18 protein-coding genes are annotated in these 22,535 nt (G+C 59.0%); 11 read left to right on the top strand and 7 right to left on the bottom strand.

What is annotated here, in order from left to right; translation table 11 throughout:
* Window positions 1-84: 84 nt before the first annotated feature.
* Window positions 85-843, bottom strand: a complete 759-nt coding sequence (locus tag Mal65_RS13185; RefSeq protein ID WP_145298301.1) for a metallophosphoesterase family protein — start codon at window positions 841-843, stop codon at window positions 85-87.
* A gap of 111 nt (window positions 844-954) precedes the next feature.
* A complete protein-coding gene (locus Mal65_RS13180) occupies window positions 955-1,713 on the bottom strand; it encodes a metallophosphoesterase family protein (RefSeq protein WP_145298298.1) in 759 nt (252 codons plus the stop codon).
* A 423-nt stretch (window positions 1,714-2,136) separates the two neighbouring features.
* Between Mal65_RS13180 and tsaB the strand changes: the two genes are divergently transcribed.
* Window positions 2,137-3,015, top strand: a complete 879-nt coding sequence (tsaB, locus tag Mal65_RS13175; protein ID WP_145298295.1) for a tRNA (adenosine(37)-N6)-threonylcarbamoyltransferase complex dimerization subunit type 1 TsaB — start codon at window positions 2,137-2,139, stop codon at window positions 3,013-3,015.
* Window positions 3,016-3,061: 46 nt separating this feature from the next.
* Here the strand turns inward: tsaB and Mal65_RS13170 are convergent, their stop codons facing one another.
* The 3 genes from Mal65_RS13170 to Mal65_RS13160 all read right to left on the bottom strand — a co-directional run bounded on the left by Mal65_RS13170 (window position 3,062) and on the right by Mal65_RS13160 (window position 5,687).
* Entirely contained in the window at window positions 3,062-3,361 is a 300-nt protein-coding gene (locus tag Mal65_RS13170) for a hypothetical protein (protein WP_196784814.1), read from the bottom strand.
* Window positions 3,362-3,873: 512 nt separating this feature from the next.
* Complete coding sequence (locus Mal65_RS13165; RefSeq protein WP_231131360.1) at window positions 3,874-4,500, bottom strand: hypothetical protein; 627 nt, start codon at window positions 4,498-4,500, stop codon at window positions 3,874-3,876.
* A 23-nt stretch (window positions 4,501-4,523) separates the two neighbouring features.
* The gene (locus Mal65_RS13160) at window positions 4,524-5,687 is read right to left on the bottom strand and encodes a peptidylprolyl isomerase (RefSeq protein WP_196784813.1); all 1,164 of its coding nucleotides are present in this window, start codon (window positions 5,685-5,687) and stop codon (window positions 4,524-4,526) included.
* A 384-nt stretch (window positions 5,688-6,071) separates the two neighbouring features.
* Here Mal65_RS13160 and Mal65_RS13155 point away from each other — a divergent pair, with 384 nt between their 5' ends.
* The 4 genes from Mal65_RS13155 to Mal65_RS13140 all read left to right on the top strand — a co-directional run bounded on the left by Mal65_RS13155 (window position 6,072) and on the right by Mal65_RS13140 (window position 11,547).
* Entirely contained in the window at window positions 6,072-8,060 is a 1,989-nt protein-coding gene (locus Mal65_RS13155) for a tetratricopeptide repeat protein (RefSeq protein WP_165701246.1), read from the top strand.
* Between the two features lie 92 nt (window positions 8,061-8,152).
* The gene (locus Mal65_RS13150; RefSeq protein ID WP_390621848.1) at window positions 8,153-9,106 is read left to right on the top strand and encodes a MotA/TolQ/ExbB proton channel family protein; all 954 of its coding nucleotides are present in this window, start codon (window positions 8,153-8,155) and stop codon (window positions 9,104-9,106) included.
* Between the two features lie 30 nt (window positions 9,107-9,136).
* Window positions 9,137-9,577 carry an ExbD/TolR family protein gene (locus Mal65_RS13145; protein ID WP_145298278.1) on the top strand — a complete coding sequence of 147 codons (441 nt, stop codon included), beginning with the start codon at window positions 9,137-9,139 and terminating at the stop codon, window positions 9,575-9,577.
* Window positions 9,574-11,547, top strand: a complete 1,974-nt coding sequence (locus Mal65_RS13140; protein ID WP_196784812.1) for a prenyltransferase/squalene oxidase repeat-containing protein — start codon at window positions 9,574-9,576, stop codon at window positions 11,545-11,547. The genes Mal65_RS13145 and Mal65_RS13140 overlap by 4 nt, the downstream gene beginning before the upstream one ends.
* Window positions 11,548-11,575: 28 nt before the next feature.
* Here the strand turns inward: Mal65_RS13140 and Mal65_RS13135 are convergent, their stop codons facing one another.
* Window positions 11,576-13,828 (bottom strand): right-handed parallel beta-helix repeat-containing protein, encoded by a 2,253-nt coding sequence (locus Mal65_RS13135; protein WP_145298275.1) that lies wholly within the window; start codon window positions 13,826-13,828, stop codon window positions 11,576-11,578.
* A gap of 181 nt (window positions 13,829-14,009) precedes the next feature.
* Here Mal65_RS13135 and queG point away from each other — a divergent pair, with 181 nt between their 5' ends.
* The 6 genes from queG (at window position 14,010) to Mal65_RS13105 (ending at window position 21,760) form a co-directional block, all read left to right on the top strand.
* Window positions 14,010-15,197: a tRNA epoxyqueuosine(34) reductase QueG gene (gene queG / locus Mal65_RS13130; RefSeq protein ID WP_145298272.1), complete on the top strand. Its 1,188-nt coding sequence runs from the start codon at window positions 14,010-14,012 to the stop codon at window positions 15,195-15,197.
* Between the two features lie 172 nt (window positions 15,198-15,369).
* On the top strand, window positions 15,370-16,137 hold the full coding sequence (locus Mal65_RS13125) for a TIM barrel protein (RefSeq protein WP_145298269.1): 768 nt from the start codon (window positions 15,370-15,372) through the stop codon (window positions 16,135-16,137).
* A gap of 204 nt (window positions 16,138-16,341) precedes the next feature.
* Window positions 16,342-16,836 (top strand): hypothetical protein, encoded by a 495-nt coding sequence (locus Mal65_RS13120; protein ID WP_165701245.1) that lies wholly within the window; start codon window positions 16,342-16,344, stop codon window positions 16,834-16,836.
* 132 nt (window positions 16,837-16,968) lie between these two features.
* A complete protein-coding gene (locus Mal65_RS13115; RefSeq protein ID WP_196784811.1) occupies window positions 16,969-18,843 on the top strand; it encodes an arylsulfatase in 1,875 nt (624 codons plus the stop codon).
* A 176-nt stretch (window positions 18,844-19,019) separates the two neighbouring features.
* On the top strand, window positions 19,020-20,513 hold the full coding sequence (locus Mal65_RS13110) for a sulfatase family protein (protein WP_231131359.1): 1,494 nt from the start codon (window positions 19,020-19,022) through the stop codon (window positions 20,511-20,513).
* A gap of 254 nt (window positions 20,514-20,767) precedes the next feature.
* Window positions 20,768-21,760, top strand: coding sequence for a methyl-accepting chemotaxis protein (locus tag Mal65_RS13105; protein WP_145298264.1), 993 nt, complete (start codon window positions 20,768-20,770; stop codon window positions 21,758-21,760).
* A 31-nt stretch (window positions 21,761-21,791) separates the two neighbouring features.
* Here the strand turns inward: Mal65_RS13105 and pdeM are convergent, their stop codons facing one another.
* Window positions 21,792-22,448, bottom strand: coding sequence for a ligase-associated DNA damage response endonuclease PdeM (gene pdeM / locus Mal65_RS13100; protein WP_145298261.1), 657 nt, complete (start codon window positions 22,446-22,448; stop codon window positions 21,792-21,794).
* Between the last annotated feature and the right edge of the window lie 87 nt (window positions 22,449-22,535).

The raw sequence follows: 22,535 nt of genomic DNA, 5'->3' as shown, positions 1-22,535 counted from the left end.
TTCGGCTCAGGATCACCGCTGACACGGGACGCTTCGGTGCACGCTGCTGTCGCGTAGCGAAAATGCGACGATGGGTGGACGGAACTAGCGGCCGTCGCGGAGGCGGTAACCCAGGAAGTTATCCAAGTCCGGTTCGGCTTCGATCAAACCGACGGTGCGTTCGACGTCATATTCGACTCGTCGAAATTCCACCGAAACCCCGTCAAAGACCACGTAACAACCGCGTGGGTCACCGTCACGAGGTTGTCCGACACTGCCGACGTTGATCATCAATCGACGCGACGGGTTGTCGGTCCCGTACGGCGACATGAGCGCGGAACTGGCGATGAACTGCAGGTCTTGGGTGAAGATGCCCGGAACGTGCGTGTGCCCTTGAAAGCACAAATGCGGAATCATCGAGAACAGCTTTTCCATCTTCTTGCTGTTCTGGGTGTCCTCCGGGAACACGTATTCGTTCGTCGGTCCACGGGGTGATCCGTGAACAAACAACACGTTTCCTTCGCGAACGGTACGCGGCAGAAAGCACAAGAACTCCATTCGTCGCCGTGCCGCTTCGGGATCCCCGTCGGACTCTTCCAATCGATCGCGGGTCCAAAAGATCGCCTGTTCCGCGGCCGCGTTGAAGCCTTCTGGGTCGAACAAGGCGCTGCTGTCGTGATTGCCCAGCACACAAAATTCGAACTTGCTGACTTTGTCCAGACACTCACAGGGATTCGGGCCGTAACCGACCACGTCGCCCAAACAGACGATGCGATCACAATTCTGCGATTCGACGTCTTTCAGGACGGCTTCCAGCGCGGCCAGATTTCCGTGTATGTCGCTAAGGATCGCGGTGCGTGGCAACGGTTGAACCTAGTTTCGCTTTGACAAATGGAGCAGAGGGATCTGTGGGCGACGCGACGATGTGTGCGGCGACCGCCGGCCCCACATCATCAGAACTGCCGCCGCTGTGTTTCAACGTCCGTGCTTCAACCGATCGCCCAACGCATCGCTGAGATCGGGGATGTTGTAAATCTTGTTGGCCGTTTTATCGATGTCGTATTCCACACGACGAAACTCGATCGACTTGGCGTCTTTGTCCAGCACGACGTAACAAGATTTGTTGTTATCGTCCCGCGGTTGGCCCACGCTGCCCACATTGACCAAGACTTTGGCGGGCCCAAGGGCGTATCGGTGATCGCAATCTTCGGGCGCGATGAATTCGCACTGGGTCGTGAACACGCCCGGCAAGTGAGTGTGCCCCATGAAGCAATACTGTTCGACGCGTCCGAACAGAATCTCCATCTTGCGAGTATCAAAGACGTATTCGGGGAACACGTATTCGTTGGTCGGGTCACGCGGCGAACCGTGCACGAATTTGAATTCGCCTTCATCGACCAGTCGAGGCAGTTCGCCCAGAAAGTCCCAGCGTTTGTTGACTTGCGCTGGATTGCCCGGACCATTGTCCAGCTGATCGCGAGTCCAATAAATCGCCTGCAACGCCATCGGGTTGAAGCCATCGGGATCAAACAGGGCGGCCTGATCATGGTTGCCCAAGATCGTCACTTTGGCGTGCCGCATCACCAAGTCCAGGCACTCGCACGGATTGGGCCCGTAGCCGATGATGTCGCCGAGACAATAAATTTCATCCACGCCGACCGTTTCGATGTCCGCCAACACCGCTTGCAGGCCCTCGAGGTTCCCGTGAATATCGCTGATCAACGCTCGCTTCACGGATGAAAACCTTGGCTGCAAATGAAACGGGATGCGGAAGAAAACGGAATGACGGTGCCAACGTTTGCGCGATTCCAAACGCCGGTTTGGGATCGTCTGCGGCCAATTATTTTGCCCCACACGGCGTTAACGGTGTTGATTCATCGTCAAGCCGAATTGGTCCCTGGCCGATGGGCTGTCGGACCGTGTTGTGCCCCTGGTCGTCGATCCGTCGCTACGACATCGAACAAACCGAAAGTGTAACGGATACCAAAATTTAACGGCAATCCCACACAGACTTGAGCATCCCGGACTGCGACAACCCGGATTGCAACGCCGACCATCGACCGTAGCACCATAGTTCCGCACCATCGCCGCCGATAGAACGCGTCGCGGCAAAACGGCTGCCAAGCGTCCCGAACCATCTGAACGAACCCTGACGAAATGCCCCAGCGACCACCGCAGGCTGATCCCACGATGACCTTTGACGCATCGGTCCATCATCTGGCCATCGAAACGATCGGCACCACCGCCAGTCTGGCTTTACTGCGTGGCGACAAACCGATCCGCCTGGTCGACTGCAACGACGCCAATACGATGCCACCCATACAGTCGGATGCATCGTCCCAACCGGCAACCGGCGACCGAACCGCCCCCATGCAGTCTGCCCCCATGCAGTCTGCCCCCGCCGTGCGACCGGCCGCGCGGCTGGCGGTGGATCTGCAAGATCTGATGACGTGGGGCCGCGAAAATGACGCAATGCCAGAATTCATCTCTGTCGCCGTCGGCCCTGGATCGTTCACAGGGCTGCGCGTTGGGGTCACCACGGCAAAGACACTTGCCTGGGCCTTGCAGTTGCCCGTCGTGGCGGTTCCGTCTTTAGCGGCGATCGCAGCAAATTTCCTGTCCGCTGAACCCGACGCCGCCGAAGTCTTGGTCGGCCTGAACGCCTATCGCAAGATGGTCTACGCCGGCCGGTACACTCGCGATGACCTGATCGCAAACGGATCGGAACTTCGTGACGGCTGGCCGCAACACATCGCCGGCCTGACCTCCGTCCTGCAACGTGACGCGTGGCACAAAACGCTCGCGCAAACCGACGCTGTGACTCCGTGCATCGGCGATCGCATCGTCTTTCAGAATGCGGTTCTGAAAGACGCGGCATCGCCTCGGTACATCACGCCCCCGCGCCCGGTCGCCGCCGGCGTTGGCATGATCGCATGCACGCTGGCATCGATGGGCTGCGTGCTGGATCCAATTCGCTTGACGCCGGACTACTTCCGCGAAAGTGCAGCGGAAGAAAAAGCACGCCGCGACGTTTAACACTGCGTTTGTCATCGACGCATCGCGCGATGGTCGCCTCCGTGAATCAGCCGGCCTTTTCCAACATGGAATCCGACAGCAGCGGCAATTCTACGGTGTCTTTGCGGATCCCGTCCGGTCCGTAATACAGAATCGACTTACGCTTTAAGTCGCAGATCGCCGTCAGCTTCACGCTACGAGGTCCGTGCAGACAAAAATAGAATCCACATCGGTTGCCGCCGCGAATGACTTCTCGCATCGTCAACGGAAACTGTTGTGTCTCCAAATGCCCCAGTTCACACAGCCGGTGTTCCACCAGCATACGAAGCCGGTCCAGGTCGATCTTGGAGGGGGAGAAACCGATCATCAGCATCCGTTTCGAAAAAGTTTTTCAGCCGGGAAACCAACCCGCCACCATGGTGCCCCGAGGCCCCCGGCAAACGGTCCCGTATCAACGCGGCGTCACAATCCTTGCCGCCAGCAGCCTACGGTATCGGCGGGTCGGTGCCGGAAGATTAGCGTTGGAAAAAGGCTGAAGAACCACGGACGTGACTTTGACCCGACCGTGCCGATTGTGCGGTTTTGGTCCAGTGAACCAAAAAAGACTAGGCATCAAAGTCGGCCTATTCGGTGCGCCCCGCCCGACGCAGTTTCCCGTCACTGACCTGCCCCCCGACGCTTGAGGGATCCGCATGGGTCGCGGGCCGCACTCCCACTGGTTTCGGCACGGGGATGCCCTGTGGATGGCTGTGGCAAATGGCCCCGAGCAACCAAACAGACGAAATTTCGTGCGCGAAAATTTTGCGACGACAGTAAAGATTTGGGGCTCACCCGACACGCCGATCATTTCGACCGACGAAAGCAACGTTTGCCGCTGGGTTAGTGAAGCAAGCCCTGGGGCCGATCGGCTTTGGTGATTCGACCATAAATGTCCGCGACCATGCGTTGTTCCAACGCCGCATCGCGTCCCAACGGAATCCAACCCAGTGTCTGCGGCCCATCTTGGACTTCTTCCGCACCCGAAACCAGCGTACCGTCGTGGCGCACCCCGGCGGTCGTTTCGGTGGCGTACTGAACGCGATCAGGATCTTCCAAGTCTTTTTGAACGACCACTTCCAACCAGTACCCGTTGCCGCTGGGACGCAACGTCACGATGGCGCGACGTCGTACCGATTGAAACGTGCTTTGCCAGCGTTCGAACCCCGGCGTGCTGTCTTTGCGCCATGGTTCCAAGACGGAACTGCCGGTCCGGTAGGCCGTTTCCAGCTGTCCATCCAAAACAATTTGTCGATTGTTCTGGACCGGCTGTTCCTTGGCAATCCGAAAGTAATCGTCGACGACATCGACCACCTGCAGCCAAACGAAATCATCCGGCGAAGCGGGCAGTTCGATCGGGTTGGGCAATGGTTGGTCGGGCATCGGATTGGTCAACCGATAAGCCAACTGGCCGCATCCGGCAAACCAACACGTCATCATGACCGGAACGATCCAAGCGGGGCGAACCATCTGTCGCACAGTTGCGCTCCGGCTCACCGCAACATCCCCGTCGTCCCCGGCAACGGCAACGCACCAGGCGTGTCCTTGGGAAAGATCGACCAAACGGGAACACGCTGGGACAACTCTTTGATCAGCTGATCCTGCTTTTCGGCGACGATTTTGTTTTGCAGTTTCTTCTTGATGTCATCTTGGACGTCGGCCAAGGGTGTCACACCGGCGTCACGACGTTCTAAGACACGAACGATGTGCAGCCCCTCGTCGTCTTCGATAATCGGGCTCATCTTGTTCAGCGGCAAAGAAAAGATCTGTTTGTCCAGAACCGACGAACGCAGCGATCCCTGTGGAGTCCAATCGTGAACGCCACCATCGGCGGCAAAAGGTTCCTGGCTTTTTTCTCGGGCCACCGCCTGCATGCTTCCGCCGTAGTAAGCTTCAGTACCCATCGCACGAATGGCTTCCAGCGCCGCATCGCGATTGTCGAAACGATCAAAGCGGACCGTCAGTTGTTCCCAACGTGCCTGAGCCGAACGCTCGTACTCGTCGCGATGTTGGTTATAGAAACGAACGATGTCGGCGATCGGGACGTTGGGGTCACGGTCCAGTTTGCTGCTGACGTACAGCTGACCCAACATTTGATCGATGAATTCTCGCCGCTGGGCCTTCAGCGAACTGCCCTGCTCGCCCAGCTTGGCTTCTAATTCGGCCATGTCCTCGGTGCCGAATTGTTCCTTCAGTTTGGGCAACTGTTCTTCGAAAAAGTACTGACGCGCCTTGGCGGCAAGCCGCTGCTGGGCTTCTTCGCGTTTGTCGGCCGCTTCGGTGCCGACTTGGTCCAGCACAAACGATTCACGCATCATCTTGAACTGGATCGCTCGTGCCAGTTCGCCGCGGACCAAATTCACGCGAGCGATCTTCAATTGTGGTTCGGGGATCGTCTGGCCCGTTTTCGCGGTGACCTCGCGAATCTTCGCGTCCACCTTCGGCAAAACTTCGCCGGCCAGGATCGGTGACTTTCCAACCACCGCCAGCACGGCCGCCGGATCATCGGGCAACTGGATCGACGCCAGTTCGCGCATTTGTTCGGGCGTCGGACCTTGGGCAGCCGCCGATGCGGCCAGCCAGCACCACAGAGTCGCTTGGCCGACGACGAACGATGCCGTCATCACGCTTCGTGCCGCAGGATTGCGTGAAAACACTGGACGTGAATCCTTCCGATGAATGGTCCAATTTGGCTGCGAAACCGCCGTATACACAGGGTCGTCCCGTGGTCAGCACCAGCTGCCGCGCGGGCGCCCGGTTCCTGACAGCATTGGCCAGGGCTTCGGCGGGCTGATCGGCTTGTAAGCACTCGGTCGCGCCCGCCGCAAGATCGTTTTTGGACGCCCGCACCCCCAGCCGACCGAATCGCTTTTGTCGCTATTGATTGCGCCGGCGCAATTTGGGTAAGCATGCCAGGGGACGTCGATCCCTGCTCGATCGACACGAGGTGTGCGTCGCACCCGAGCTTTTCGAACGAGTCCACCGACCCGCCCAGCCAGTTGATGCACGAATCGATCCACAGGCACCGTCGCCCGCCAGTGATGACGACCGTCATCCTGGTCACGCTTGGATGCGTCCTGGCGATCGACTGGAAACCATCGTCGGCACAAGAAGCCGTCGACTCCACGCATGATTCCGCGTCCGTACCGGCCAACACGCTGAACGAATTGGCCGAAGTCCGACGCCTGATCCAAAGCGGCGAACTGAGCCAAGCGAACGACCGCCTGAGCAAAGTCGATCAAGCATTGGGGCCCGCGCAGTCCATCAGCGAAGCGGACCGCCGACAGATCGGACCGGCGATGATCCTGACCCACGTCATGCTGGGTCAAGCATTGACGCAGGACAGCCAGAATGCCGCCGAGACGTTTCGTCGTTGCCTGAATTGGTTACACCACGCCGGCGCCGACCTGCCGGCATCGCGTCGAAACGGCATTCGCATGGCTTCCGCGTCCGCCCTGGCCGCCGACGGTGATTTCTCCGGTGCAACACAGTGTCTTGAAGAGGCGTTAGCACACGCTGACGAATTGGACGAAACGCATCGCCAGTGGATCCACACGTTCCTGATGCGATCAGCCAAACGACAAATGCAGTCCGACCCGGCCGCCGCGGCCACCACCTTTGCACTCGTGGCAAAAACCGCTTCGGCGGACGTCGCGGCCACTGCCGACCTGGGCTCGGCCTGGTGCGTGCTGTCCAACCCGGACGCTTCGCCGGCCGAAATTGGCAACGCGATGGCCGACTTTGTTCGCAACCATCCCGATCACAGCGATGCGGTGGTCGCGGCCCATCAAGCGATCCAACACTTCATCCTGGCCGACGACTGGCGTTCCGCCGATTCCATGTTGCCTTTCGCGATGACAAGCGTTGTGGACGCTGGGGCCCCAACCACTGATCCGACGTCCGGCCTGACGTCAATGCTTGTCTCGAAGGCAAAATCAGGCGATTGGAATCCCACGGAACTGGCCGACAGTCACTGGCTGAAACATTTTCGCAGACAAGCCGAACCAGTCTCGGACAGTCAAGTCCTGGCGTTGCTTGTCCTGGTCGATGCGGGCGGCGATCAACCCGATGCGTTCGATGACGACGCCCAGCGTTTGATCCGTAACACCGACGACGCGGACACCATCCGGTGGGTCCAAAAGAGGCTATCGAATATCGGCGACGGCACCTTCGCAACCATCTTGTCCAGCAAGATTCTGACGGGCCTGACCAATAACGACATCTCGATCCCGGTCAAGCTGGCCGCTTGCCGGCGTTTGGCTGCGGCATCGGATTGGAGCTCCATTGCCGCCGCACTCGGCGACGCCACGGCCGATGACGTGATCGGAAAGACAAGCTCCCCGGCGGACGTGGCGGCCCCCAAAGACCACGACCTGCCCGAAGAACCAGCGCTGAAAGAACCCGCCGAGCTGCTATCGATTTTGGCGGAATCGTTGGTGCAAGACGGTCGCGGACAACAGTCGCATGCTTGGTGGATCCGAGCGGTCGATGATTTCGGGGACACTCGAATCACGTCGCTGCTGCGTCTGGCGGAGATCGCCTGCCAACACGGCCAGCGTGACGAAGCGGCGGCGCGAGTCTTGGCGGCGCGACAGGCCGCCGGCACCGACACGGCCAAACGGGTGTTCGTGGATCTGCTGGACGCGGACCTTTCGATCCGAGCCCTGCAGTTCGGGCACGCCCGCGACCTGTTGGAATCGGTCGTCCGGAACCCCCACGCGATCACCACCCTTCGCGGCCGCGCCCAGTGGTTGATCGGGGAAACGTATTTCTTGCAGCAAGACTACACGGCAGCGATCGACGCCTACCGACTGGTCGAAGGCATCGACCCGGAATCACCCTGGGTGGCGGCGTCGTTGGTCCAAGCGGGCAAATCGTTTGAACATTTGGGGAGGACACAATCGGCATCGATGTGTTATGGCAACCTCGTACGTCGCTTCGGCGACAGTCCCCACAGCGAATTGGCACGACGCCGGCTCGCCAATCTACCAGCAGCATCCTCGCAAGCGGATTCGACGTTGAAGCGATGACGAACAAAGGCGGAACCAGAAAATTCGTTGCGGCCGACGATCGACGCGGCAGCCCGGCATGGCGGGGCTTGGTGTCATTCCTGTTGCCACCGATGGTCCTGGCCTTCGGCTTGGTCGCATGGACCGCATGGATGCCGGTCGCCACCGGCCAGCAGATGCGTCCCCAGTCGCTGAACTTCCAGGGCGGCCAAGCGGGATTCAATGGCCAGTCGAATTTCAACAACGGCAACACCCAATACTACAACACAGCGGCCACCGGCCCGGATGCACGCATCGCGTCCGCGCCGTCATCGATCCCGTCGCTGAACCAGGAATTGCCGCAAACGCAACAAGACATTGCACCGGAGTCCGAAGACGAATCGGCCGCTTGGGAAATGCCGGCGATCGTCGACAAGATCTCCCAAGGTGGCGTGTTGATGATCCCACTGGCGATCTGTTCGCTGGTGGTTTTGGCATTGTCGATGGAACGGTTGGTTTCACTGCGTCGCGGCCGCGTGATCCCGCGTCCGTTCGTGCGCCGGTTCACCGAATGTGTCGAAGACGGACAACTAAGCTTCGACGAGGCGACCGAGTTGTGCGAAGAATTCAGTTGCCCCGTCGCGGAGGTCTTTCAAGCAGCCGTTCGCCGCTGGGGCCGCCCCATGTTCGAAGTCGAACAAGCGGTGATGGATGCGGGCGATCGCGTCGCCGACGGTCTGCGTCGTTTCCTGCGGGTCTTTCACGCGATCAGCAATGTCGCCCCATTGATCGGACTGTTGGGCACCGTCTTGGGCATGATCGAAGCGTTTGAAACGATCAGCAGCCAAGAATCGATCGGCCACCCCGAACTGTTGGCCAGCGGAATTAGCCAAGCACTGCTGACCACCGCCGGCGGTCTGTCCGTCGCCATTCCCGCTTACCTGGCTTACATGTATTTCAGTGCCAAGTCGGACGGATACTTGAACGAAATCGACAAGCTGTGCCAACGCGTCGTCGATTGTATTTCCGCCGAAGGCCTGGAAAGTGCCGGCGGCGGAACCAAGTCGCGTAAACGTCGCGCCGCCTAGCCACGCTGATTGCAACGCCGGAAAACTCCGATGCCCAAACGCAGCCGATCCGAAGACGCAACGATCAACCTGACACCCATGATTGATGTGGTGTTCTTGTTGGTGATTTTCTTCATGGTCGGCAGCAAGTTCAGCGAATCGGAAAGCCGGGTGAACGTCAACGTCGCCGGTGCCGCGGACATGCAAGCCATCAGCCGACTGCCCGACAAACGCATCGTCGATGTCGCCGGCGACGGCAGCGTCACGTTGGACGGACAAATGGTTGCACCGGATCAGCTGTACCAAAGTCTTCAAGAACAGTTTGCCGTCTATCCCGGTTTGCGTGTGCTGGTTCGCGCCGAACGCAACGCACCGTTTGACGTCGTCGACCAGATCCTGCGCACGATTCGCAATTCGGGAATCGCCAACATCAATTTGGCCGCCAAAGGTCCATCGGTCGCTTCGGTCTCTCCACAAGGCATGCGACGGTGATCGATCCGACGAACTTGTGGACCGATCCATGGGTGGTTTATCCCGTCGCCGTTGCAGCGATCGGGCTGTTGGTCATCACGGTTTGGTTGTTCGGTCGTCGAAAACGCAGCGGTCGACAAGCGGCGGTGGTCTGTTTGTTGATGTCGATCGCCCTGCACGCGGTGATTTTCTTTGCCGTGCCGTTGATCCAGAATCCCGGCGGCAGCACCAACGTCGATCCCGACAGCGACGACGATCCCGGTGTTTCGGAAGTCAATGTCGCCGTCTTTGATGCGGACCTTTGGACCACGGACGTTGCTGGTGACGATCCGTCGGCCATGATTGCGCCGCTTCCGGTCGCCGAACTGACCGATCTGGTCGAAACCCCGACGGCACCCTTGGATCCGCCGATTGATGACGCCGCGACGGATGTTGCCGATGTCGCGCCGGCCGATCCGATGCCACCCCAACCGGCCCCGGTTCCCGATTCATTGGCGTTCGAATCATTCGATGCTGCACCGAGACCCGAGGATGCCGAAAATCCAACGGAAAACACAGAGCCCAGCGACTCCATCAACGATCAGCCGATCGCGATGGCCACGCAAGCGTTGTTGGACGACTGGCTGAACGAGATCGACGCGACAAACGATATGGCCGCAGCCAGCCAGATCGATTCCACACAGTCCATTGCACCGGAGCCCGCCGTTAGTTCCGCCATGGATACTTCGGCGGCTTCATCGCCCGATCCATCAAAGCAGGCCGCGATCACTTCATCGACGCCATCGCCCGCCAGCGCACCGCCCCCTGGCACATCGGCCCCCGCGTCACATCCGACGGCGACCGTCAGCAGCGCGATCTCCAGTGCCCCCGCAGCCATGACGGCCGGCGCGCGCAAAGCCGACTTTGCCAACCGAGTCGGTTCCGCGAAACAGCTGGCACTGCAACAAACCGGTGGCGACCAGAACACCGAAGCCGCCGTGGGACGCGCTTTGAAATTCCTGGCCATGCATCAACGGTCCGACGGTGGTTTTGACAGCCGATCGGCCGGATCCGGCCAAGAACGACGGCCACTGGGTGAAGCTCGATCCGACGCCCACGGCGTGGTCGCCGGGTCACGTTCGGATTCCGCATCCACCGGGTTGGCTTTGTTGGCCATGGTCGGTTCGGGCAACACGCACGTCGAAGGCCCCTACAGCGAAAACGTCTATCGCGGCCTGGTCTATCTGATCCGTCAACAGAAATCCAGCGGATCCCTGGCCGGCAACGCCACGCTTTACGCATCGAACTACTGCCACGGAATGGCCGCGTTGGCCATGGGCGAAGCCGCGGCGATGTCATCCGACCCCAACGCGATCGAAGCCACGCGACGGGCGTTGATGTACACCCGGTCGATGCAGCATCCGACCACTGGTGGGTTTCGATACACGCCCGGCGATCCCGGCGACCTGAGCCAATTGGGATGGCAGGCGATGGTTATGGATGCCGGTTTCCGCGCGGGGCTGCCCGCCGATCGTCAAGCGGTCGGCGGTGTACTGCGATTCTTGCGGACCGTTCGTGCCGGCCGCAGCGGCGGCTTGGCCAGCTATCGCCCCGGCGAAAAACCGACGCGGACGATGACCGCCGAGGCGCTGGCCACCCGATTGCTGATGGGTGACACGGTTCCGCCGGCTGAGATCTTCGAAGCCGAACAATTCTTGCTGGAACAGCCGCCCGGTGTGGGCCAAGACAATTACTACTACTGGTACTACGCGACAATCGCATTGCACCAGTTGCAGGATGCCGCGTGGCAGCGTTGGAACCAGGCACTGAAGACACGTTTACTGGCGACCCAGTTGCCCGACGGCAGTTGGCCGACCGATTCGGTTTGGGGCGGCTATGGCGGCAAAGTTTACACCACCGCGATGGCGACGCTGTGCTTGGAAGTCTACTACCGACACAGTCTTCGCGGTTCAACCACCGACGTCGCCGGCAATGCAGCGACGCGTCGATAGCCGTTGACGATCGCGTTGCAACGTTACGCTATGGCAACGTTTTTCGGTAAGCGTCCTTTCGCAACCCGATCCTGTCCACCGGAATCGGTTCCCAGCCGTCGATCCCCATCCATCCGGATGCGTCTTGTTGTTTCAAATACGCGCCCACTTTGTCGTCACCGGACGCATCGATCTTGGCGTCTTGATTGGCAAAGCCAGCAAGGTCTGCGACCTTGACCGTTGACGCAGACGATCCGGTGCTGGTGACCGCCACATTGTCGGCAACGTCCAACTTGCCAAGCAACTTCATCACGTTGCTATCGAATTGGCAAACACGTCGGTCGCAATCGACAAACACATTGCGTGCGAACCGGTTGTGCAGCGGTTCCTTGGGTGAATCCGCCATGATCTTGGCAAGGCTGGGATAGCGCTGGGCCCAGATTGGTGACTGATAGCCCAAAGCCAATGCTTTGTCCTCCAGCATCCAACTCGGGTGTTCCGGATTGTTCCACTGCGACCACGTCATCCCACGTGAATCCAGATGGATACCGATCGGGCAATCGATCACCAAGTTGTTGACGACTTTGTTGTCACGGCCGCCGCCAATCATCACCGCGCGACCGGCACGGACCATGATGTTGCCTTCCAACGTGTCGCCGCTGTCACAATCATCCAAATAGATCGCCATGGTGTTGACGTGATCGGTGTTCCCAACGCCAAGGTCGTGAATGTAGTTGTGCCGCAACACATTTCCCTGACTGGTCCAATCACGTCCGGTGTAGAACGCGCCCGCGTCGCCCGTTTCCAACACGACATGATGAATCTCGTTGCGTTCAATGCGATGTTCGTTGCCGCCGTATCGAATCGCGTTGTGCGGCGCGTCATGAATCAGGTTGTTCGTGATGGTTTGCCCGCATCCGCCCGCTGAAATCCCGGCCGCATACGTCCGCTGAAACAATCCGTAGTGGTGAACATGATTATTGTCCGCCACGTTGCCAGCCATGGTCAGTTGCTTGCGATCGCCACCACTTAGCGAAATACCAAACGTCCCCAGCTGATACAAGTCACACGAACGCACTTGGTTTTCCGATCCGGTCACGCGGACACCACCGGCACCCATGTTTCGAATCGTACATCCGGCGATCCGAACATCGCGTCCGTCACGAACATCGATGGCATCGCCGTGTCCGAATTCGATCGTGAAGCCTTCGAAACGCAGGTGCTTCGCTTGTTCGATCTTCAGGATCGGTTCGGTCAGTGTGGCCAGCGTGATGGACGAATCTGCGAAACCAGTCGGTGGATCCAAGAACAAACGTTGTTGCTGACGATCCAGATACCATTCGCCCGGTGCATCCAGTTCGCTCAAGACATTGACGGCAAAGAAACGACGCTGGCTGTTGCCCCAAGTCTTTCCTTTGATGCCATAGTGATGCGGCGCAGCCAACTGGATCGCCTTTTCGGCGGGATCGTATTGAGCGATCTGAATGACTTCATCGCTCCAGTCGTGTGTCCAATAGCCGCACAACCAAACGCCACGCTGAATGTCCCAGCGTGCGGGACGCGGATCGTCGAAACGAAAGGATCCCGGACGCAACTGACGCTTGGCGGGGTCTTCGCTATCGGGATTCCCCAGCCCCGTGTCGATCGCTTCGTGGAATCTTGCCCATCCATCACCGTCATCGTGATTCGGCCACCGAGCCAACTCCATCGGCCGTCCATCCACGTACAACCAAGGTGCCGGCGGAACCGCACGATAGGATTTCGGAACCTTCGGAAACTCCATCCCTCGATCGCCCAAGTCGCAGACAAGGACTCGATCCCAGACGCCGGGATCCATTCTCGTCGTTGCGGGATCATCCAACGCTTGGCGAACCGGCCGAAAGTCCGACGCCTTCAGCGTGACGCCGCCCTGAATTGTGGCGCCACCAGGCTGGGTGCTGCGATAGATCACGGGTGCAGATTCGCTTCCACCATCGGCCGCCCCGAACCCCAGCGACGATTCGGCCGGGTAAACCCCCGGCGCGACGTTCACCACGACCGCACCGCCGACCGCCCAGGCCCCCGAACCGCGTCGTTGCCGAATCGTCTGCTTGGCGGCTTCCAAGTTCGGCAAGGGATGGTCCGCCGTTCCGGTACCCCCGTCATCCGCATGAATGTCGACAAACAATTGATACGCAGACGTTTCGTCCGCCGCGCTAAGGAATCGTGATTCAGCGTTACCGCAAACAATCATCGCGGCGATCATGCCAAACGCGACAGCGCGTTGAACCGGAGACGGATTCAGGAAACGAAAGATGCCCATGGGGTTTCCTAAGGTGGGAAGGGAGGGGGGATGAAACTAGGCGGGAAGATCGCCTAAGGCGGGGCGTCGACGAAGATTTTCCGGTCGAACGCGGTTTCCCAATATGTCGAATCGGTCCACAATAGTCATCGTCCCGCACGTTCGATCCCCACCATCCCCGCCACGTGCGTCCATTGGCCACATGCAATCCGATCCCGTTCACGACGAATTGAAAGCGGAAATTCGCGCCCTCGCCGGCCAGTTGGGCTTCCACCTGTGCGGATTCGCGCCAGCGGTTTCGTCACAGGGCCACAGCGAATTGCTGCGCTGGATCGACGAAGGCTATGCCGCTGAAATGGATTACTTTTCCCAGCGGATCGACGCCTACAAACATCCCAGTGGGGTGTTGCCAGGCGTCCGTTCCATCATCGCCTTGGCATATCCCTATCCCAGTGGATCCGAACAGATCGATGCTCCGAGAAACCCTGTGCCCAGCCACGGTCAATCCACCGGTGGTCGCGGAAAGGTCGCCCGTTACGCGTGGACCGGCGACGATTATCACGATTGGATCCATCCCAAGCTGAAGACGCTTTGCCGTCAGTTACAGTCGGTTGCACCTGAGTCGCGGTCGCGTGGTGTGGTCGACACCGCACCGATCATGGAACGTGAAGTTGCACAGTTGGCCGGCCTGGGTTGGCGAGGCAAAAACACACTGCTGCTGCGACCCCAGGTCGGCAGCTATTTCTTTCTAGCGTGCATACTGACCACCGTGCAACTGCAGCCGGATCCACCGTTCGATCGTTTTCATTGCGGCACCTGCACCGCTTGCCTGGATGCCTGTCCGACCGACGCGTTTCCACAGCCCGGCGTCATGGATGCGTCCCGATGCATCAGCTATCTGACAATCGAACATCGCGGCAGCATTCCCCGGCCCCTACGCCCGCAAATCGGTGACTGGGTTTTTGGTTGCGACGTTTGCCAAGAAGTTTGCCCCTGGAATCGGCAATCGTCACGCGGGGACACGCAAACGGGCGTCGAATCGATGGCATCGCCGGAACCGACGATGACGGAACTGGACCTGCACGATCTGTTCACGTTGGATGATGAACAGTTCCGAAAACGCTATCGCAAAACCGCGTTGTGGCGAACCCGACGCCGGGGCATCCTGCGAAACGCCGCGATCGTCTTGGGCAATCAAGGCAGCACGGAAAGCCTCGGACCGCTGACCACCGGTTTGTCCGATCACGAACCGTTGGTCCGATCCGCATCCGCATGGGCATTGGGCCGGATCGGTGGCGAAGCACGGTCGATCTTGTTGCAGCGTCTGGGGACCGAAAACGATCCTGAGGTGATCGCAGAAATCCAGTCTGCGATCGACCACTTGGCTTGATCGCCGGCGATCGCTTGACGCCAAAATCACGCGACCGCGGCACGCTGCCGTCTGGTCATCGTTTGGATCGCGGATTATCAATTCTTGCTTGCGTCTTCGGCATCGAAGCCGTGCCGTCAACCTTTGCCCCGCCCTCGATCAAACGAATCACCACCGCAGGAGTCCCACCGGCATGACAGGAAAGTTGAAACCATCCGTATGTATCGACGCGGTGTTCGGCGATCTATCGGTGACCGACGCCGTCAAGCGAGTTCATGATGCCGGTATCAACGCGTTTGAGTTTTGGGGGTGGTGGGACAAGGACTTGGCGGAGATCAAACGTGCCCGCGACAACCACAACATGGCGATTTCTGCGTGTTGCACCAAGTTCATCAGCCTGGTGGATCCCGCCGTGCGATCGGACTATCTGAATGGTCTGGAAGAATCCATTGTCGCCGCGAAAGATCTGGATTGTCGCACGCTGATTTCGCAAGTCGGCGACTTTCGCAAGGGCGTTCCTCGAGCCGAACAACACGATGCTTTGGTTGACGGTTTGACGGCGGCGGCCGCGCTTTTGGCGGGGACCGATATCACGCTGGTCATCGAACCGCTGAACGAGTTGGTCGACCACGCGGGGTACTATCTGATCCGCAGCGACGAGGCCTTTCAAATCGTCGACAAGGTCAACAGCCCCAACGTGCGCGTGGTCTTTGACATCTACCACCAGCAAATCAGCGAAGGTCATCTGATCGAACGTATCACTTCGGGCATCGACCGGATCGGTCACTTTCACGCCGCCGGCAACCCGGGTCGGCACGAGTTGGATCGAGGCGAAATCCACTACCCCAGCGTTTTTGCAGCGATCGGCGAAATCAATTATCAAGGCTATGTCGGTCTGGAGTACTGGCCGGTTGAGCCCGCGGAGGTGGGGCTGAAACGAATCAGAAAATGGTTCGAATGATCGTTCATTGCCGGCCCGATTTCGCACCGCAGATGTTTTGCTGAATTGTGTCATCTCGGTGCGCGTTTGATGAATTCGCCACGCGTGTATCTAGCAACCGATATCATTGAGCGTCCCGCGGGCTGGCTTCGTTATTTCTCTCCCCGAGCCCGCGGGACGCTTTTTTCGTTTTTGGATCTGCCTTTCCCTAAAAAGGTCGCCGCGATGCGCAAGATGATTTGGTCCGCAATGGTTGTCGGTTGGATTCCTGTCATCGGTTTGATGGCCGCAATGACCGGATGCGATTCACAAGAGGCGTCAAAGGCTCTGGAGTCCGCGGAGCAGAATGTCGCCGAGGCCGGCGAAAAGATCTCCGAAGGTACCGCGGAGATGGTGGAAAAAGGAAAGGAGGCGGCGGCAAATCTTTCAGACGAAGCGATGGCGATGATGACGCCGTTGAAAGAGAAGTTCGGCGATCTGGATCAATTGAAAGACAAGCCGGAAGAGCTGAAAGCGAGAGTCAGCGAATTGATCGAATGGATTGAAACCAAAGCGGAATCGATCGAATTGCCCGAAAGCGTTTCCACCGCGCTCGCATCGACCAAGGAGAAGTTGGTCCAGTTGAAGGAGTACCTGCAGGGCGAATACGAAGACGCGGAGGTGGACAAGTACATCCAGGAGATCAAAGAGTCGGCTGGATCGATGTTCGATTTCTCCTAGCGGCATTTTCGCCCAGCGGCGGCGACCACTACCGGCGGATGCGTTGTGGTCGAATTGAGCGGCAGGTGTCAACAATCTACAATTGGTGGCGTCCCTTCTCCTGCCCGGCCCCCACATCCCGCCCCGCCCGCCATGCTATCGCCGCATCGTCTCATTGGACGCCGTTTATCGGTCGTCGCAGCCGCTGTTTTGTTCGCCGCGTGCGTGCCGCCGGTCACCACTGCGGCCGACGATGCCGGGGCGTCTTCGCGATCAAAATCGTCGCCAAACGTTCTGCTGATCGTCACCGACGATCAAGGCTACGGCGACATGGGATGTCACGGAAATCCGTGGCTGAAAACACCCAACTTGGACACGTTGGCGGCCCAAAGCGTGCGGCTGACCGACTATCACGTCGATCCGATCTGTACGCCCACGCGATCGGCACTAATGACGGGCCGGTACTGCACACGCGTCGGAGCTTGGGATGTTGTGATCGGTCGGCAAATGCTGCGACACGATGAAACCACGATGGCCCAGGTGTTCCGAGATTCTGGCTATCGCACCGCGATGTTTGGCAAATGGCACCTGGGCGACACTTACCCCTATGCGCCGCGTTTCCGCGGATTCGATGATGTCTTTTGCCATCGCGCCGGCGGAGTGGACGAGATCGGCAACCCGCCCGAAAACGACTATTTCGACGACACGTATTTTCGCAACGGTGTGGCCGAATCCACGACGGGATACTGCACCGACGTTTGGTTCGACAACCTGCTTAGCTATCTGGACGACCATCAAGCATCCGTCTCCGGTGCAACGTCGCGTCCCCCATTCTTTGTCTACCTGCCACTTAACGCCATGCACTCTCCGTTTCGTGCTCCGGAGGAAGCTTGGCGTCCCTACGCAGAGATGGGAATTGAAGCGGAGCGGGCCAAGTTCTATGGCATGATCGCGAACTTTGATGCCAACCTTGGTCGTCTGATGACGGCATTGGAAAAGCATGACTTGGCCGAGGAAACGATCGTCATCTTCATGTCGGACAACGGCACGGCAATGGGATCGACCGGCACCGAAGACGACGACGGTTACAACGCGGGGATGCGTGGCAAGAAAGGATCGGTCTATGACGGCGGTCACCACGTCGCCTGCTTCGTCCGCTGGCCCGATGGATTGCCGGCCGATGTGGACGTCGATCATTTGACGTGCCACCGCGACTGGATGCCCACGTTGATCGATCTGTGCGACCTGTCACCGCCGAAGGACGTCACCTTTGACGGCCACAGCATGGCCGCCATTTTGAAAGACCCCAACGCCGCTTGGCATGATCGGAAACTATTCGTTCAGCGGCAAGGCGATCAACCGGTTTGCATGCTGCAGCCGGGTGCCAAACGCAGAAAGCCAAACTATGCCGTGATGACGCAACAGTTCCGTCTGGTTAACGGACAGTTGTTTGATATCGAATCGGACCCCGGCCAACGCGTCGACGTTGCCGATCGCTACCCCGACATCGTGGACGAACTTTCCGCGGCGTATCGCGAACATTTCGAAGACGTTTACGGCATTGATGCGACCGAGGGCGATGAACGTCGCACCACCGATCCCACCGGCGACGGCGGCGTTCCATTTACAAGATTCATGGTCGGTCCCGGCCCCTATGCGTCGACATTGATGACCGTTCGCGACTGGCATCCGACCAAGGGGGGTGTGATTTGGCAGCAGCCTCAACTGGCCGACGACGACCTGTGGATTCAAGGCTTTTGGGCCTTGGACGTGAAACAAGCGGGGCGTTATCGGGTCAAGCTGTCTCGGTATCCGGACCAACGAAATCGTTCCATGCAATACGATCGGGTGGAGCTGACCATCGGCCAGCGAACTTGGTCACAGTCGCTGGATCGCGACGACACCGCAGCCGAATTCTCGGTGACGCTTCCTGCAGGCGAGTCTTTGGTCAAAACACGCTGCATTGACTCACAGGCCGGCAAGGAACGTGGGGCCTACTACGTTCGGTTCGAACATCTGGCCGAATAGTCCATCGTTCCCGCAAACTTTCGGCTTCCCAAACGCGTGACGCCGACTTTTGCCACGGCGGCCACATCGACGATCGCGTCTGGGCTACCTTAGGCTCTGCATCGCACGGCATCGGTGGATGCCGAATCGCCCGTGCGCCCACCCCATCCTGTCCCGCCGCTTTTTCGTCGAAATCCATGAACCATCGCGCCGCCGTATCGCCGTTTCCATCGGCATCCAATCATTTCCGACAGATGTGCATCGGTCTGGGGTGCATGCTGGGTTTCGTTTGTCTGAGCCCCTTCAGCGGCGGCCGCCAAAGTGCGAACGCCGACGAAGCGTCCGCGGCGCGTCCCAACGTCATCTTGTGCATGGCCGACGACATGGGCTGGGGTGACGTCGCGTACAACGGTCACCCGGATCTGCGCACGCCGCACCTGGACGCGATGTCCCGCGAAGGCATTCGTTTCGATCGCTTTTACTCCGGTTCATCAGTGTGTTCGCCCACCCGAGGCAGCTGTTACACCGGTCGTAATTCGATCCGTTTTGGCATCAACACGGCCAATCATGGTCGCTTGCTGGATCGTGAATTGGTCTTGCCCGAAATCATGAAGCAACATGGTTATCGCACCGGCCATTTTGGCAAATGGCATTTGGGAACCTTGACGACCAAAGTCAAAGACGCGAATCGCGGCCGACCGGGCAACACCAACGATTACAGCCCACCGTGGGAACACTCCGTCGACGTCTCCTTCGTCACCGAATCGAAAGTCCCCACTTGGAATCCGCTGCAAGTTCCCACCGAAGGCTATGGACATTCCGCCGGCGCTGCGGGGAAGGAGCCGGGTGAGTTCTATGGGACGCACTACTGGACCGGGCCCGACCAAAGTGTCACCGAAAATGTCAGCGGCGATGACAGTCGCGTCGTGATGGACCGGGCCTTGAAGTTCATTTCCGACAGCGTGGAAAACAACCAGCCGTTCTTGGCCGTTATTTGGTTCCACACACCGCATAAGCCGACGATTGCGGGCGGTAAGTACCTGCAGATGTACAAGGATTTTCCGATCGATCGCAGGCACTACTATGGGTCGATCACTGCGTTGGATGATCAGGTGGGCCGACTGCGTCAAACGCTGGCCGACCTGGGCGTCGATCGCGATACCATGCTGTGGTACTGCAGCGATAACGGCCCGGAAGGCAAAAAGGGCAAAGATCCGGGAACGGCCGGTCACTTGCGTGGGCGTAAACGCGACCTTTTGGAAGGCGGCATTCGCGTTCCCGGAATCCTGGTCTGGCCACAACGTATCGGTGAAGCTCGCACGCTTTCGATGCCCTGCTTCACCAGTGACTATGTGCCGACGATCGCCGATGTGCTGGGCTTTGAACTGCCGGGCGACCGGCCTTATGACGGCATCAGTTTGCTGCCGTGGATTGACGGCGGCAATGCCAAGCGACCGAGCCCGCTGATGTTCGAATACGGCCAATCGGTGGCCTTGATTGATCAGCGTTACAAGCTGTACCGCCCGAAAGGAAAGAAGACGCAGTTCCAGCTGTTCGATTTGATCGACGACCCGGGCGAAGATCAGGACATTGCATCGGAGCATCCCGAGTTGGTGCGTCGTTACGCCCAGCAACTTCAAGACTGGCGCGAATCCTGTCAGCAAAGCCGGGAAAAATCCGGACTTCGTTGACGTCATCCCGCCGGTATCACGCCGCCAAACGCCAGCCTAATGATTGATCGACCGGTGGTAGCAATCGCACCGGCCATCACGGCTGTGGCGAATGCGCCCGTCTGTCCGCCTGCTGGCTTTTTCCGGGCAGCCGATTTGGCCAGACGCTGGCCGTGCCGGCATGTCGGACACCAAGCGTATTGTAGGATTCTTTCGGAGGGGACCAGCAGATCCTCCATCTCGGAAGCAAACTACAAAGCGGGGGACACGGGGCCATGGCCGATTTGATGGACGCACCAACTGAAACGGAAACCATCTCACACGAAGCAGTGATTGACGCCTTGCGTCAAGAAAACGACATGCTGCGTCATGATCTGAAGCGAGTCCAAGAAAACTTGCTGGAATCGGTGCGTGCCAACGAGCGGAATTCACGGTCGCTGGACCAGATTCGCCGCGACTGTCAGGGGCTGGCGGAAGAATCATCGTCGATCCGGGACGACACGTCCGACTTTTCCAACGCAATGTCCGAAATGCGTCGGTTGGCCGAAGAAACCGACCGGCAACTGGAATCGATGCATCAGTTCGTGGACGTGGTCAGCCGAATTTCGGAGCAAACGAATCTGTTGGCTCTCAACGCCACCATCGAAGCGGCCCGTGCGGGTGAAGCAGGCCGCGGTTTCAGTGTCGTGGCGACCGAGGTCAAAAACCTGTCTCAGCAGTCCAAGGAAGCCGTGGAAAACATCGGCGAATCCATTGCCGGGGCGCTGAAGAAGTCGTCGGAAGTCGCCGAGACCATCCGCCGCATGGATGAACGCAGCGAACAAATCCAACAAACGGTTTCCGCGTTCACCACGCAAATCGGTGTCACATCCGATGAAATCGCAGCCGCCGAATCCGAGATCCAGAAATCCAACGCCGGCGTTTTCATGAGCCTGGCGAAGATGGATCACGTGATCTGGAAAGTGAACGCGTACTCCAGCTTCTTTGAATCGCGGCCGATGATGGACGCGGTCGATCATCACCATTGCCGACTGGGCCTTTGGTACGACGAAGGCGACGGCAAGAAGGCGTTCGGACACACCAGCGCGTTCACCCGATTGCCCGGACCACACGCCGCCGTTCATGACAACGTCAACGAACTGTTGAACTGTCTGCGAACCGGACATCTGAGCGAATCGGTAGCCAAGGACTGCTTGTCCAAGATGGAAAGCGCCAGCCAACGCGTGTTCGATTGCCTGGATCAAATGCTGCACGAAGCACTCGACTGATCCGCGGCCACCGGACCGGTGCATCGGCCGGTCACAACGCCACCACCGATTCGTCGGTGACCGCCCAGACTTGGTCGCCCGCGTGTCTGCGGATGCGATGGCCACCGGTGAAGTCGCCGACCGCGGGCAAGACCAAACGATTTCCGTCGCGCCAAAAACACCTCAGACGGATCCGATCGTTCTGGTCACCCACCGAGATGCATGGATGCAAATGGCCGCAAAGCGCCATGTTGATCTCAGGGGGAACTTCGTCGGGTTGATGAGCACAAAACAGCCCCGATTCATCCGTCGTGGGACCGATGACCTTCACACACAGGTCACCCGGCAAGATTCCGACCGCACGATCATGGTTTCCTAGTACCAGCGTGGGATTCAGCGACCGATGCCGCGCAAAAAAAGGCACGGCGACGCTTAACGAATCGCGTGACAACGACGACCGACTGTGGAACAGGTCGCCCAACAGGACCAGCCGCCGTGCGTCGGTGGTGCGGATCATTTTTTCAACTCGGCACAGAGTTCCCTCGGTGCTGCCCGTCGGCACCGGCACGCCGTGTCGACGGAAGGTCGAATCTTTGCCCAAATGCAAGTCGGCGACGAACAGCGTCGACGTGGCGACGTGGTACAACCCGCGATCGGCCAGCAAGATCACGTCGTGACCACCCACACGGGTCGCTATTCCCCCTTCCATGAAACCAGCCTGCCCTTCAATATCAATTACTCCTAATCCTCGCCTCTCATTCCGGCCTATCGTCGCCTTTCGCTCCGCGAAAGTAGC

It is taken from the genome of Crateriforma conspicua (genome assembly GCF_007752935.1).
In the GTDB taxonomy this organism is placed as follows: Bacteria; Planctomycetota; Planctomycetia; order Pirellulales; family Pirellulaceae; genus Crateriforma; species Crateriforma conspicua.
Note: the sequence above shows the minus strand (reverse complement) of the source record. Positions and strands in the feature narration are given on the sequence as shown.